Source organism: Bacteroides sp. FSHCM14E1 (assembly GCF_019633785.1).
In the GTDB taxonomy this organism is placed as follows: Bacteria; Bacteroidota; Bacteroidia; order Bacteroidales; family Bacteroidaceae; genus Bacteroides; species Bacteroides hominis.
Genome location: NZ_JADKYL010000002.1, coordinates 472,243 through 487,059, shown reverse-complemented (window position 1 = coordinate 487,059; position 14,817 = coordinate 472,243). Strand labels below are relative to the sequence as shown.

The following is a 14,817-nucleotide window of genomic DNA, read 5'->3' as shown; positions in this document are numbered from 1 at the left end:
TTTGACCCACAAAGATAGCAATTAATATACGAAATCAGGAACTTCTTTTTCTTCTTCTTTTTTTCTGAATACGCCTGTTTTTCCGTAGTTCTCTCTACGATAACGTTGATGCAGATAGATAAATGAACATACGAAAGCGACAAAACAAATCACTCCTACATAGCCGGCCATCAGGTTGTAGAAAGCAGTCCAGTTAATGTCAGGTGAAAAGAATTCCTTGACAGCCAATACGATAACCGTACCCGTATAACCGAGAAAATCATTCATGGCAATAAAGAAACCTACATTACCCCGGATTTTAAAGCATGCGATGAATCGGTCGAAGAAAATGGTCTGAAAAGTGAGAAAAGCCAGATAAAGACAGAGGCTCTGAATGAATAACCAGACAATAGTGTTTAATTGCAATTGTTCGTAACCAAATGAAACCACTGCCATCACTACCATGCTGATGATGATCAATCCCAGTAATATCGATAATGCTTTCAAGTTGCTTCGTACAAAAACCATCAACCCGAAAATGACAAGGATAATGATAGTTACTACGCTGTCTACCTGAGCAAACATCCACGAAGAGTATTGGGATACATCGATAATCTTCACCAGGAAGTCTTCTTTGATATCCCTTAAGATTGTCAATACTACATTGGCAATGAAGAGCAGGGTGAGAAAAGGCATAAAATTCTTGAAGATATCCCAACGCTGTTTGCCGTTCAGTGTTTCCCGTTTCGATTTCATGGCGATATCTTCGGCCGTGGGTTGTGGGAGCCGGTTCAGAGAATAACCCAATAGGGCGAGTATGGGTAAAGCAATACCTCCGATCAGAGCCGGCATCCAGAATTCACTTATGTTTAAAGTGTCCATAACAAACAAGCCGGCGGACTTAGCTGTTCCCGAGCTGATAACCATACTGACACCCAACAGGCTGGCGAGTATGTCCGTCATGCGGCGTCCTTCTATAAAACTAAAAATGATTCCCCACATACATCCCAATGAAAGACCGTTCAGAAACATAGCTCCTATATTATAAGGTGCAGGTAGTAGTCCGAACAGTATCAACGAAGCTTCTGCCAGTACAATGGAGATCAGGATGAATTTCATCCGGTTTTCCCGTTTCAATTCTGAAATGAGTTTGATCCCAATGAACTTGGAAAGTACGTATCCTAATATCTGTGCGATAGTGACCACTACTTTATAATCCATTCCAAATGCCTCAAGTCCATCGAATCCGGCAGCCGTATAAGGTTTTCTTAGTGCATAAACCAGTGAGTAGGAGAGCAATGCAGCACCACCTGCCCAAAGAATGAAAAGGAAATCGGAAAGTTTCTTTTGTGAATTAGTTTTTACTTGTTGTACATTGTCCATAACATCTGCTTGTTGTTTTCTGGCGCAAAAATAGGTCCCTCGTATTACAGACCTGTTACTGAATATATGAATATTTATTATTAATAGATATTGATAATGAAAGAGTTATGTTGTAATGTTTATGTAATATTTATGAAATAGAAACGAAATTCATACTGTGCTTCTATCGAATAAATTCCCTACTTTTAGGTATTGCCTGTTTATATGGAATCTGTAACTTTGTTTGTGAAACCAAAACAAATAATAAATGAAAAGGAAAAGCCTTATTAACAGAATCTTGCAGAATGTCCGTAAACCCGAAGGATTCTTTGGAAGAATGATACTCTGGGGAATGAATCAGGGACATGCTTCGTTGGCTCATTGGGGAATGTCTTGTATGGAGTGGCATCAGGGATGGAACGTGCTTGATATAGGTTGCGGCGGTGGTGCCAACCTGGCGCAAATCCTCAAATATTGCCCGCAAGGTAAGGCTTTTGGCATAGACATTTCACCGGAAAGTGTTGCTTTTGCACGAAAAAGAAACAGAAGGCAACTTGGTACACGTTGTTTTGTAGAGCAGGGGAGTGTCGATCAACTTCCATATTCCGATCACAGTTTTAATGTGGTCACCGCTTTTGAGACCATTTACTTCTGGAGTGACTTACAGCATACTTTTACTGAAGTGGCACGTGTCTTGAAGCCTGGCGGAGCATTTCTTATCTGTTGTGAAATGAGTGATCCGACGAATGAAGTATGGACCAGTCGTGTCGAAGGAATGGTGGTGTATTCCGATGATCAGCTGAAGACTATTCTTGTTAATGCCGGTTTTACCAATATAGCCATGTACCGCCGCAGAAAAGAGGAATTATGTATAATAGGGCATAAGAAAATGATGCAGTTGTAAAGGATACCGATGGTTAGCTTACTACTGAATGTATTAACAATGTTAATGGTAAGAAGAGAAGTTTAATTGCTTGCCGATAACTTATTAACTTCGTATTTTTATGAAGTTAATATCCTATGGTTACGAAGTTAACTTTAACACTGTGTTAAAGTTAACTTCCTATAATCATTTTATTAATACCCTGTTTGCAGGAAATCAGATGATTATATGTTTGTTGTTTAGTTCAGGTAGAATCATCCTTTTACATTTAAAATATGAAGTTGTCAATTTATCAAGTTAGCATTAATACTTCTTGTTACTTAATTAAATACTTGTTTTTATATTTTTCTATAATACATATATTATAGTACTTCCCTTCTTTATGAAGATTTGAATTATACTTTTGATTTACATGGGTATAGCCATGTTTTGTGAAAATAATCTGTGAAAAGTTTTGGAGACTCGAAAGAAGGTTTTACCTTTGCAACCGAAAATATATATGCGTGTGAATACTCTTTTTTGAATCGAATATATATTTCAAATAAAATAATTCAACGTATCAGATGGTTCTCAAATCTGATGCGAATACTTTTTCTATATCCAATCATTAAAAAACTTAATTTGTAAATTGCTGAAAATAAGGCGTGTTTTTTGAATATTTCTGTTTTTAACAAATTTTCATCCTTAGTCATTACTGAAACTTTTTCTTACGAACGTAGTCTTGGAGACAACAGATAGCGATAAACATTGGTATGTCGTACTGACACGAACTAACTCAGAACGTAAAGTTCGGGATTATTTTCAATTGCAGGAGGTAGATACCTTTCTTCCTGTACAAAACCGTGTCATAGAGCGTGAAGGAAAACGCATTGAGCGTGAGCGCCTTTTGTTGCCCCGTATGGTTTTCGTTCATATCTCCCGTCAGGAAATGGCCGCCGTCCGAAGCACACTGAATGTATACGATTTCCTTCGTGATCGTTCCACCGGGGCTCCTACCTGTATCCCTGATAGGCAGATGGCCGATTTTCGTTATATGCTCGATTATTCCCATGATCAAGTTATTCTGACCGGTGAAACCATTCCTCAGGGAACTCGTGTAGTAGTAGCTAAAGGTGACTTGCAGGGCTTGCGTGGTGAGTTGGTCCGTTACAATAATAAATATCACATTTTAGTGCGTATCGATATGTTCGGTAGCGCTATGGTGACTATTCCGGCCAGTTACGTCCGAAAGGATAAATAAAAACTATAAATGTAAAGAAAATGCCATTATATGTAATGGCGATAACAATATATGTAACGGGTAATAACAATATATGTAATGTCCCGTTACGTCATTAGACACAATTCTATTGGATATTATTACTCTTCTATACAAATAAAAACCGAAAAAGAATCGACGAATCATAATTCATTCCTTTTTAAAATGAAAAATTCTCTGTGTAATTCTGTGTCCTCCGTAGTGAAGAAACTCTTGGAGTATGGCGAGGACGGTACTCCTGTCTATGTGAATGAACTTACTGCGTTAAATCAGGAACTCCGTAACTTGTGTGCCGATCTCCTTCTTCAGAAAGGAGAATCCCCCGAAGAAGAGGCGGAAATACTTGTTACTTTATTCAAAGGTTACAATACCATGCTGTTTAATTTCTCCTCTGAGAATGAACAGGTTATTCAAGAGTTGTTGGATCGTTCAATGGCTGTTTTAGAGAAACTTCCTGCCTCTGTTTTGAAATGTCAATTACTGTTGGAGTGCTTTGAGCAGACGGGGGATGAAGAGATAATAGGAGAAGCTAAGAAAAACATAGAAAGAATGATGAAAAATAATTAATCTTACATATAAACATTTGGCATGTTAAATAATAAGTCTGTTTTAATTACCGGTGGAACAGGTTCCTTCGGTAAGAAGTTTGTGGAAACAATCCTTCGGGATTATCCACATGTTACAAGAATTGTCATCTATTCTCGTGATGAGTTGAAGCAATTTGAACTTAAACAAAAATATCCGGAATCTAAATATCCTCAACTCCGCTTTTTTATAGGTGATGTTCGTGATGGTGAACGCTTGAAGCGTGCTTGTGAAGGTATTGACGTGATTATCCATGCGGCCGCAATCAAGCAAGTTGATACAGCGGAATATAATCCGGAAGAATGTATTAAAACGAATGTTCATGGCGCTCAGAATGTAATAAATGCAGCATTGCAAACAGGCGTTAAGCATGTTGTAGCTCTTTCTACGGATAAAGCTTGCGCTCCTATTAATCTGTACGGTGCTACTAAACTTACATCTGATAAGTTGTTTGTTTCTGCGAATAATATAAAAGGTGCAAAAGATATTAAGTTTTCAGTCGTTCGTTATGGTAATGTAATGGGTTCACGTGGTTCTGTTATTCCCTTTTTTATAAGCAAGAGGGATAATGGAGCAACAGAATTGCCTATAACCGATATGAAAATGACCCGCTTTAATATTTCTCTTCAAGCCGGTGTGGATTTGGTGATGTTTGCTATCGGACATCATTTAGGCGGTGAAATATTCATCCCTAAAATCCCCTCCTACCACATTGTGGATGTAGCCAAGGCTATTGCTCCCAACCTTCCTTCGGTTGAAGTTGGTATTCGTCCGGGTGAAAAACTCCATGAAGAAATGATTACGGCAACGGATGCCTTGAATACTATTGACTTAGGCCGTTATTATGCGATACTTCCCTCAGTGTCGTTTAATTATAGTAAAGAGGATTATATCCTCCATCATCATGCCGTTGCTGTTCCCGGTGATTTCCATTATAGTTCAGATAAAAACGAGGAATGGGAAACGGTGGAGAGCATGCGTGAAAATATAAAGAAATATGTGGATCCAAATTTTGAAGTCAAATGATCAGTAAACCTATTCCTTATGGTCGCCAGTGTATAACAGACGGGGATATACAGGCTGTTATTGAAACCTTGAAATCTGATTATTTGACTCAAGGGCCTAAGATTAAGGAGTTTGAGGCAGCTTTCGCAGAATATGTAGGTGCCAAATATGCTGTGGCCGTAAATAATGCTACTTCTGGTCTCCATTTATCGGCTACTGCATTGGATGTCCGTCCCGGTGATAAAGTAATTGTTACTCCCATGACTTTTGCGGCGAGTGCTAATTGTATTCGTTACTGTGGTGGTGAGGTTGTTTTCTGTGATATTGATAAGGATACTTATCTTATGGATATTCACAAACTTGAATCTTTACTTCAATTGTCTCCCAAAGGGACTTATAAGGGAATTGTTCCGGTCGATTTCGCCGGGTATCCTTTGCAGATGGAGACTTTTCGCAGGTTAGCAGATGAGTATGGGCTCTGGATCATAGAGGATGCTTGTCATGCTCCGGGTGGATATTTTGTAGATGGTAATGGGCAGAAACAGTATTGTGGGAATGGTTCTTTTGCCGATGTTTCAGTTTTCTCATTCCATCCTGTAAAACATATTGCTACGGGTGAAGGGGGGATGGTGACTACTAATAACAAAGAGTTATATGACCGACTGTGTCTTTACCGTACGCATGGTATTATAAAAAATCCTGATTTACTTCAAGAGCATCATGGTGGTTGGTATTATGAGATGCAAGAATTAGGTTATAATTATCGGCTCACTGATTTTCAGGCCGCTTTAGGCATTTCTCAACTGAAGCGTGCTGATTCAGGTCTGGCACGTCGTCAGGAGATAGCTCAACGCTATACTGAGGCTTTTTCCCAGCTAGAAGGTATTTGTACACCTCATGTGGATCGTGACATTTTCCACGCTTATCACCTTTATATTATCCAAGTGGCAGATCGTTTGGGATTATATAACTATTTGCATGATAATAATATCTATGCACAGGTCCATTATGCTCCTTTACATTTGATGCCTTATTATCAGCAATTCGGAAATAAAAAGGGAAGCTTGCCTGTTGTTGAAGAATATTATGAGCATTGTTTAAGTTTGCCTATGTATCCAACTTTGACAGATGAAGAACAGGAATATGTGATTCATAAAGTGATAGAATTTGTGAGAAAATGAAAAATTTGGCAATAATTCCTGCAAGGGGAGGTAGTAAACGTATTCCTCGGAAAAATATTAAGCCCTTTATGGGTAAGCCCATTATTGCTTATTCCATTGAGGCGGCATTACAGTCAGGCATATTCGATGAGGTAATGGTTTCAACAGATGATGAAGAAATAGCTGAAGTGGCAAAACAATATGGGGCTAATGTTCCATTTATGCGGTCAAAAAGGGCTGCTGATGATTATGCTACAACTTCTGATGTGATAAAAGAAGTTTTGTATAATTATGAGAAATTAGGAAAAATGTACGATTCGGTTTGCTGTATATATGCGACAGCCCCATTTATCTCTCCAGTAAAACTAATAGAGGCTATGGAACTTATTAATAGTAAGAAATTTGATTCAGCGTTTACGTTAGTTCAATATTCTTATCCTATCCAACGTTCGTTATCTATTAAAAGTGAAAGAGTGATGATGTTATGGCCTGAATACTTGAATACCCGTTCTCAAGATTTAGAAGTTGTATATCATGATGCAGGACAATTTTATATTGCTACGGTAGATGCTTTCTTAAAATATAATGATTTTTGGGGAGAAAATACAGGTGCAGTAATATTGAGTGAGCTGGAGGTACAAGATTTAGATACCTTTACAGATTGGATTCTTGCAGAAATGAAATTTAAATTATTAAGGAATGAAAATTCCTAATATTTATTTTCGTGCTGATGCTAATGCTCAAATAGGGTATGGTCATTTTATTCGGACATTAGCTTTAGCAGATTTATTGTGTAATAGCTATAATTGTTATTTCGCTACAGTCAATCCAACAGAATATCAAAGGGAAGAAATTAGTAAGATTTGTCCTGCTATAGTGTTGTCTGAGAAAAATCATTGGACTGAGTTTTTGTCTCTTTTATCTGGAAATGAGATTGTTGTTTTAGATAATTATTACTTTACATCTGAATACCAAAAAACGATCAAAGATAAAGGTTGCTTTTTGGTTTGCATTGATGAAATGCATGACAAACATTATTGGGCTGATGTTATATTTTGTCCAGATCCTGTAAAGTCCTCTTTGTTTTCTTTAGAACCATATACTCGATTATATATTGGGCTGGAATGGGCTTTCTTACGTTCTCCATTCTTGAATGGGAATACTTGGCAGGGACATGATAGTTTACAAAATATTGTATTGAGTTTAGGAGGGGCAGATCCTTGTCATTTAATGAATCGTTTATTAGATGTTCTAGTTCAATTCCCTATTTCTATAAATGTAGTTACTGGAAATCAAGTTGTGATAGATTCTCGCTTCTTTCAGAATAGTTCTATAAATATTCATATTGGAATTAGTGCCTCCGAATTAGTTTATTTATATCAAAATAGTGATGCTGCTTTTTTATCAGCAAGCACCATGTGTTTAGAAGCCTTTGCTATAGGAATACCTGTTGCTTCCGGCTATTATGTTAATAATCAAATTGCTTTATATGAATATCTGTGCCAAATAAATGCTATTTATCCGTTGGGAGATTTGAAACAAAATGATTTTGAAGCAAAAATAATTTCTTTATTTGCCGGTGGAGGAAAACTGAATCCATATGTAATTAAGTATTCTGATTGTAAAAGTGAAATAATGAGTATATTTTCTTCCTTATTATGAAAAAAGTTTTAATACTGGGAGCAGGAGAGATGCAAATCCCTATTATAGTTAAAACAAGACAAATGGGAGCTTTGGCAATTGTTGCCGATATGGATTCTAATGCTCCAGGTTTTGAGTTTTCTGATGAACAGTTGATTGTAAGTACACTGGATATTGAGAAACTCATGGAATATGCTGAAAAAAATAATCTTGATGGAGTCTTAACAACCTCAGATTATCCTGTAAATGTCGTTGCATCAATATCTAAAAAACTACATCTATCAGCAATGCCTGAAGATGTAGCTAAAATTTGTACGAATAAATACTTGCAGCGAGAACTCTTTTTGAGAAGTGGTGTTCATACTCCTGCTTTTTATTTATGCGATCAACAAACAGATTTGTCCTTATATCAAGAATTTCCTTATGTGGTAAAACCTGTCGATTCATCAGCTAGCCGTGGGGTTCAGCGTGTAGACAGTTTGGTACAATTGAAAGATGCTTTTGATTTAGCTTTGAGCTATTCAAAAAAAGGACAGGTTCTGATTGAGGATTTTATTGATGGGCGTGAATTTAGTGTGGAAACATTTACTCAAAAAGGAAGAACTTCCATTATAGCTGTTACGGAAAAGCTAATAATAGGTGAGGATGAAGGCTTTTTTGTAGAAGATACGCATATTGAACCAGCCCGTATAACTGCTGATGAATATGAAATTATTGCCGCAGAGGTTATAAAGGCTATAAATATTATAGGTTTAGATAATTGCCCGTCACATACAGAAGTAAAGTTGAATTCCGGAGGAGCTTTCATCATAGAGATTGCATGCCGTTTGGGGGGAGACTATATAACATCGGATTTAGTTCCTCTTTCGACCGGTGTAGATATGCTTGGGAATTTAGTTAAAATATCGTTGGGTGAAACGATCGATGTCACTAAAAAGAGGTCTCGCTATTCCTGTGTGCAGTTTTTGAATCCACAGAATTATACTCGTTGCGTGGAATTTATAGAATCGCATGATACCCATATCAGTCGATATGATATCCGTCCTTATTCAAAAACGTTAATAAAGAGTTCTCTAGACCGTTTAGGGTACATTATTTTTAGTACGGATACTTTGGCGGAATTAGAGTCGATTTTAGATAAAATAAAATAGAAAATATGAGTAAATGTTTCATAGTGGCTGAGATGTCAGCCAATCATAATGGAAATAAGCAAGTTGCAATAGAGACTATTAAAGCTGCAAAACGTGCTGGAGCTGATGCCATTAAACTACAGACTTATACAGCAGATACTATTACGTTAGATTGTAAGAGTGAAGATTTTAAGATAAAACAAGGAACTATCTGGGACGGTGGCTATCTGTATGATCTTTATAAACAAGCTTATACTCCTTGGGAATGGCATGAAGAACTTTTTCATGTTGCCCAAGAGGAGGGACTGGTTTGTTTTTCTTCTCCGTTTGATAAAACAGCTGTTGATTTTCTTGAAGGCTTGAATAATCCTATTTATAAGATAGCATCTTTTGAAATAACAGATATACCTCTGATAGAATATGCTGCCCGAACAATGAAACCGATTGTTATTTCTACAGGGATTGCTATGCAGGAGGACATCCAACTGGCCGTGGAAACTTGTCGTGCTGTAGGTAATAGTGATATCACTTTATTGAAATGTACTTCATCGTATCCGGCCCCTATAAAAGAAGCCAATTTATGTATGATCAAAGATTTATCAGAGCGTTTTGGAGTGAAGGCGGGACTGTCTGATCATACGATTGGAAGCTTAGCACCAATCGTTGCAGTTTCGTATGGTGCAGTTATGCTTGAAAAGCACTTTATAATAGATGCCTCTATAGGTGGTCCTGACGCATCTTTCTCCATGGATGAAAAGCATTTTGGCCAAATGGTGGAAGATATTCGTATAGCTGAGCAGTCAATTGGTGTGGTTTCTTATGAATTGACAGACAAAATGAAATCTGGGAGGGAATTTTGTCGTTCATTATATGTTGCTGAAGACATGAAAGTGGGTGATATTATAACAGAAGAGAATGTTCGTTCTGTAAGACCTGGATATGGATTACATCCCAAATATATAAAAGAATTAATTGGGCGTAAAATGAAGAGACAAGTGAGCAAAGGGGATCGTGTAACATTTGATATTTTTGAATAAGGACATGAAAGTTGTTTTTTATAGTACAAGTTCTATTTTAAATCCTCACTTTGGAATTTTACTTGATGAAGCCAACCGATTTGCAGATCAAGGTGATAGTGTTGTCTTTGTTACTTGTTCCAGATATAACGATGTATGTTTGAAAAATCCATCGGGTAATCGAGGGCTATGTTACATTTGTAATCAAACTAATTACATTGGATTACGTAATTTGAGAGCCTCAGTAATTCAAAAAAAACTTTCTAACTATTATACAAAGAAACAGAGTGTAAAGTTTGATGGATATAAATCTCTAGATGATATTAAAAAAATTGATTATAAAGGTGGATTGATAGGGTATGCAGCTATTTCTTCATATGTGACTGTAACAAGAAATATAAATCCTAAAATAGATGATATCTTTTATGCATATTTTAATTCTATTTTAGAGCAGGAAGTTAGTCTCATTGATACTTTTCAGAAATTGATTGATTTTGAAAAGCCGGATTTAGTTTGTCTTTTCAATGGACGATTTTTTGAAAATAGACCTCTGTATGATTTATGCATTGGAAATAACATAACTGTTCGTACATATGAATTTGACGGAGGTCGTGAAGAGAAGTTTATTAAGTTGTATTTTGAGAATGCGTTGCCTCATAATTTAATTATAAATACGAATTATGCTTTTGAATGTTGGAATAATTCTAAAGATTGTGATCGCATAAAAAAAGAGAAAGCAAAATCTTTTTTTGAGAAGCGTCGTAATGGTATTATTGCTGGTGATAAAGTATATATTGAGAATCAAATTAAAGGGAAGTTACCGATAGATTGGGATGATACTAAAAGAAATATAGCTATCTTCAATAGCTCTGAAGATGAATTTATAGCTGTTGATAGAGATTTTGATAATCTTTCTTTATATAAATCCCAGATAGATGGTATAAGAGGCATTCTTGAACATTATAAAGAAAATCAGACAGTTCATTTTTATTTGAGGGTTCATCCTAATTTAAAAAATGTACATTATCAATATCATTTATTACTATATGATTTGAGTTTAAAATATCCTAATATAACTGTGATTGGTGCTGATAGTGATATTAGTACTTATGATATAATGGATAATGCTGAGAAAGTTATAGTTTTTGGCTCAACAATGGGGTTGGAGTCTAGTTATTGGGGAAAACCCGTTATTTTATTATCAGGCAGTTTTTATTATTATATGAATGTATGTTATATTCCTAAATCAAAAAATGAATTATGGACTCTTATAGATGATGAAAATTTGAAGCCTTTTGCGGATAAACAAAATACATTAGTAATGGGCTATTATTTTTTGGATAGATCTTTTAGACCTAATATTATTCATCAAACAAAATTGGACTATAATCCATCATATATAAAAATATTTAAATGGAAAATAAAATTATATCCTTATTTGAGAGTGTGTAATAGTAAATTTCTTTTTAAGCTTATGTTCAATATATCAATTTATTTGTGTTCCTATATATCTTCCTGTAAATATGTGATTCCAAAATCAGAGAATGAGTTTTAAGTTATTTTTTAGGTATAAGAGTGAATTAATATTTCTCTCATCTGGTTTTATTACACCCTTTGTTGGCTTTGTTGTTGGATTAATAAATGCCAAATATATTCCTCCTTACGAGATGGGAGTGATTAATAGCGTGTTGCTAATTGTTAATTATTTAAGTTTTATACAATTAGGAGTTTTTAATGGATTGAATAGAAATATTTCATTTTATAAATCTAAAGGTAAAAATTATAAGGTTCAGTCAATGGTTGACACTTCATTTATTACTTCAAAAGTAGTTTCGATTATTTCTGTATCTATTATTTGTGTGGTATTAGGGTGGAATATGTGGGATGGGTTATCTTCATCTTCTAATGTAATTTATGGAAGCTACTTTCTTTTACTAGTAATTATGATATTTCTACCAAGAAATTCACATTATGATGTAACTTTCAAAAGTAGTCAAGAATTTTCTACTTTAGGGAAAATTGTTTTAGGGGAAAATATTAGTTATTTATTATTTTCGTTATCCACTGTTTTTTGGGGCATTTGGGGAAAGTTATTTGCAGATGCAAATAAATATGTTATTGGCTTTTTTTTAAGACGAAGATATTCTCCATTTTTCTTTAAAAGGGAACAAAGTAAGGAGGCATATATTGAATTGGTTCAAACAGGTTTTCCATTATTACTAGGAGGATATATCTGGAGTTTATTTACAATCGCAGATCAGACTTACATAGCAGCGTATTTGGGTAAACAAAATATGGGTGAATATACTCTCTCTAGATTACTAATAAGTGCATTAACTGTTATTCCTACTCTATTAAATACTCTTTTGTATCCTAAAGCGGCTTCTGTTTTTGGACAAAAAGAAGTGGCTAACTCATTAAGACCATTTTGGGTTAAATCAGTATTGTTATTTACAGCTATTATAATTCCTATTTCTATAATAGCATACATTTGTTTACCACCATTAGTTCATACATTTTTACCGTTATATAGTGATGGAATATCTAGTGCTAAAATAAATATATTAACAGGAATAACATTTATTTCTATGGGGCCATCTGTTATTTTTGGTACACTTAGAAAGAATATTTTATATTTGATCTTTGTATTCATTTCTCTCCTTCTTTTTTGGGGGGTATTATTCCTTTTTAGAGATAAATTTTTGACATTAGAAAGTGTCGCATGGCTTAGATTTGCAGTTTCTTTGTTTCTTTCTGTTTTTGTAATGGTGTATACATTTATACTCACTAAATAAATATAAACTTGGGGAAGTTTTTAAATTATATTTTAGTAATATTGACTATCTTTACTAGTGGGAGTGTTTATCATCAAATGTGTGGTAATATTTTATCTCCACTTTTTATTGTAATATTATCTTTGGCATTTTGGGCTAATGCTCCGATTGTAAGCCGCTTTTCAATGAAATTGATTTTAGTAGGGATATTATGTGTTTCTATAGTTTTATTGTTGAATTATCTATTAAGTGAGTCAGGTAACTCTATATGGTTTTATATTAAATTCTTTTTAAGAATAGTATCTACCTTTCTGTTGATTTTATATTATAAAAATACACGGTTTGATTTAAAGCGTGATATTATTTTCTGTTTGTATGTTTTGGCTTTTCATGCTGTAATTTCTTTTTTAATTTTTCCATTCATTGAAAATTATTTGGTTTCAATTCCTACTGAAGAATTGAATGGTAAAACTTTTTATAATTTATTTTTTTATTCTTCATTAAGAGATGTTTTTGGTGTAAATATTTATAGAAATCAGGGAGTGTTTTGGGAACCTGGTATTTTGCAAATATATATGAATATACTTGTTTTTTATAACTTATTCGAAAAAAAGTCATTTAAGAAATCTCTTTTTCCCGCTTTAATAGTTGTGTCAACTATGTCTACTACTGGGTTGGGATTATTATTAATATTATATATCTTCTATTATTTTAGTATTCATACACATTTTTCTATAAAATTTTTCTTGTTAAGCCTTTTTTTCTTTATTCTGATGATTCCTTTAGTTTTAGCTTTTGTAAATAATTTCGGGGAAAAAAAAGATACTTTGTCATATCAACTACGTATGTATGATATGGTGAACGCCATTGAAATGGTTATTCAACATCCTATTTGTGGAATTGGTTTTGATATGGAAGTATATAAAAAGGTACAGACGATGACTAATCTATCTAAATATGCGAATTTGAATATTTATGATGGGGATATGATTTATGAACGTGGAAACACTAACTCTTTGCTCATGTTGTTAATTCAATGTGGCCTTCCAATGTCTGTTATTTACTTATGCATATTGTATCGACAAAATATATTTTTAAATAGGAGATTGTTTTTCTTTGTAATAATTATTTCTCTGATGTCTGAGCCATTGTTATTAGGAAATTTTTTTATTCTTTTTTTTGTTGAATCTTTTTTTACAATATTAAGTCGTTCAAAAGTTTATGATAAAGTTATCAATAATAACTGTTACATATAATAGTGAAAAGTATATTGAACAAACTATTTTAAGTGTTATTAATCAGCATTATTCAAACATTGAATATATTTTAATTGATGGTGGGTCCAAGGATAACACTATTAAAATAATAGATAAATATAAAAAATGTATATCATATTTTATTTCTGAGCCAGATAGGAATATGTATGATGCTATTAATAAGGGAATGAGTTTGGCTACTGGAGACTATATCGCCGTTTTAAATTCAGATGATTATTATATCCATGATAATGTATTAGATGATGTTTCAAAATGTCTTTTGGAGAAAAAAGCATATGATGGAGTGTATTTTGATATAATAAAGGTTAACTCACAAGGTGAAAAATTGTCAAGTGTATATCGATTTGATGTAAATTATAAGCAACTTTTGTTTTCTCGTAAATTGACTTTTGTTGGTCATGAGAGTATATTTATAAAAAAAGAATTAATTGATTCTTTGGGAGGGTATGCTGATGATACATTTTCTGCAGCGGCTGATTATGATTATATTTTGAGAGCTTTTTCTAAGGGGGTATTTTGTCATTATAGTATGAAGATATTAGCATTTAGAATTCATAATGAATCTATTACAGCTTCAGGGAAAATAGAAATGGAAGTTGAAAGAGTTTTGAAAAATAATCGGTATTATGATTATTCTTTATTTGAAAGATGTTATTATTATTACTATTTGTGGGGAAAGTTTATTGTTTTGAATATGGCAACTATTTTAAAAAAGAATTTTCGTAGAATCTTGAAGAACGGTTAGTT

General features: G+C 34.1%; 14 protein-coding genes. 13 read left to right on the top strand and 1 reads right to left on the bottom strand.

All coding sequences use genetic code 11. The features are described from left to right. Positions 1-21 precede the first annotated feature (21 nt). Positions 22-1,362: a DUF5690 family protein gene (locus tag ISX59_RS05060; protein ID WP_220575715.1), complete on the bottom strand. Its 1,341-nt coding sequence runs from the start codon at positions 1,360-1,362 to the stop codon at positions 22-24. A gap of 247 nt (positions 1,363-1,609) precedes the next feature. On the opposite strand from ISX59_RS05060, the gene ISX59_RS05055 reads away from it, so the two are divergent. The 13 genes from ISX59_RS05055 to ISX59_RS04995 all read left to right on the top strand — a co-directional run bounded on the left by ISX59_RS05055 (position 1,610) and on the right by ISX59_RS04995 (position 14,815). After that, a complete protein-coding gene (locus tag ISX59_RS05055; RefSeq protein ID WP_005809936.1) occupies positions 1,610-2,245 on the top strand; it encodes a class I SAM-dependent methyltransferase in 636 nt (211 codons plus the stop codon). Positions 2,246-2,945: 700 nt separating this feature from the next. Then, positions 2,946-3,464 (top strand): capsular polysaccharide transcription antiterminator UpcY, encoded by a 519-nt coding sequence (gene upcY / locus ISX59_RS05050; protein WP_032539637.1) that lies wholly within the window; start codon positions 2,946-2,948, stop codon positions 3,462-3,464. A gap of 183 nt (positions 3,465-3,647) precedes the next feature. Next, positions 3,648-4,049 (top strand): UpxZ family transcription anti-terminator antagonist, encoded by a 402-nt coding sequence (locus tag ISX59_RS05045; protein ID WP_032539636.1) that lies wholly within the window; start codon positions 3,648-3,650, stop codon positions 4,047-4,049. Between the two features lie 21 nt (positions 4,050-4,070). After that, positions 4,071-5,093 (top strand): UDP-N-acetylglucosamine 4,6-dehydratase (inverting), encoded by a 1,023-nt coding sequence (pseB, locus tag ISX59_RS05040; RefSeq protein ID WP_032539635.1) that lies wholly within the window; start codon positions 4,071-4,073, stop codon positions 5,091-5,093. Continuing rightward, a complete protein-coding gene (pseC, locus tag ISX59_RS05035; RefSeq protein WP_032539634.1) occupies positions 5,090-6,253 on the top strand; it encodes a UDP-4-amino-4,6-dideoxy-N-acetyl-beta-L-altrosamine transaminase in 1,164 nt (387 codons plus the stop codon). Before pseB ends, pseC begins: the two co-directional genes overlap by 4 nt. Beyond that, positions 6,250-6,945, top strand: coding sequence for a pseudaminic acid cytidylyltransferase (pseF, locus tag ISX59_RS05030; RefSeq protein WP_032539633.1), 696 nt, complete (start codon positions 6,250-6,252; stop codon positions 6,943-6,945). Before pseC ends, pseF begins: the two co-directional genes overlap by 4 nt. Continuing rightward, positions 6,932-7,894 carry a hypothetical protein gene (locus ISX59_RS05025; RefSeq protein ID WP_032539632.1) on the top strand — a complete coding sequence of 321 codons (963 nt, stop codon included), beginning with the start codon at positions 6,932-6,934 and terminating at the stop codon, positions 7,892-7,894. The genes pseF and ISX59_RS05025 overlap by 14 nt, the downstream gene beginning before the upstream one ends. Beyond that, a complete protein-coding gene (locus tag ISX59_RS05020) occupies positions 7,891-9,024 on the top strand; it encodes an acetyl-CoA carboxylase biotin carboxylase subunit family protein (protein ID WP_032539631.1) in 1,134 nt (377 codons plus the stop codon). The genes ISX59_RS05025 and ISX59_RS05020 overlap by 4 nt, the downstream gene beginning before the upstream one ends. Positions 9,025-9,029: 5 nt before the next feature. Further along, positions 9,030-10,040 (top strand): pseudaminic acid synthase, encoded by a 1,011-nt coding sequence (gene pseI, locus ISX59_RS05015; RefSeq protein ID WP_032539630.1) that lies wholly within the window; start codon positions 9,030-9,032, stop codon positions 10,038-10,040. A 4-nt stretch (positions 10,041-10,044) separates the two neighbouring features. Next, entirely contained in the window at positions 10,045-11,574 is a 1,530-nt protein-coding gene (locus ISX59_RS05010) for a hypothetical protein (protein ID WP_137570007.1), read from the top strand. Beyond that, positions 11,564-12,814 carry an oligosaccharide flippase family protein gene (locus ISX59_RS05005; RefSeq protein WP_137570008.1) on the top strand — a complete coding sequence of 417 codons (1,251 nt, stop codon included), beginning with the start codon at positions 11,564-11,566 and terminating at the stop codon, positions 12,812-12,814. Before ISX59_RS05010 ends, ISX59_RS05005 begins: the two co-directional genes overlap by 11 nt. Positions 12,815-12,822: 8 nt before the next feature. Then, positions 12,823-14,049 (top strand): O-antigen ligase family protein, encoded by a 1,227-nt coding sequence (locus ISX59_RS05000; protein ID WP_220575714.1) that lies wholly within the window; start codon positions 12,823-12,825, stop codon positions 14,047-14,049. Next, positions 14,015-14,815: a glycosyltransferase family 2 protein gene (locus ISX59_RS04995; RefSeq protein ID WP_137570010.1), complete on the top strand. Its 801-nt coding sequence runs from the start codon at positions 14,015-14,017 to the stop codon at positions 14,813-14,815. Before ISX59_RS05000 ends, ISX59_RS04995 begins: the two co-directional genes overlap by 35 nt. The last annotated feature ends 2 nt before the right edge of the window (positions 14,816-14,817 follow it).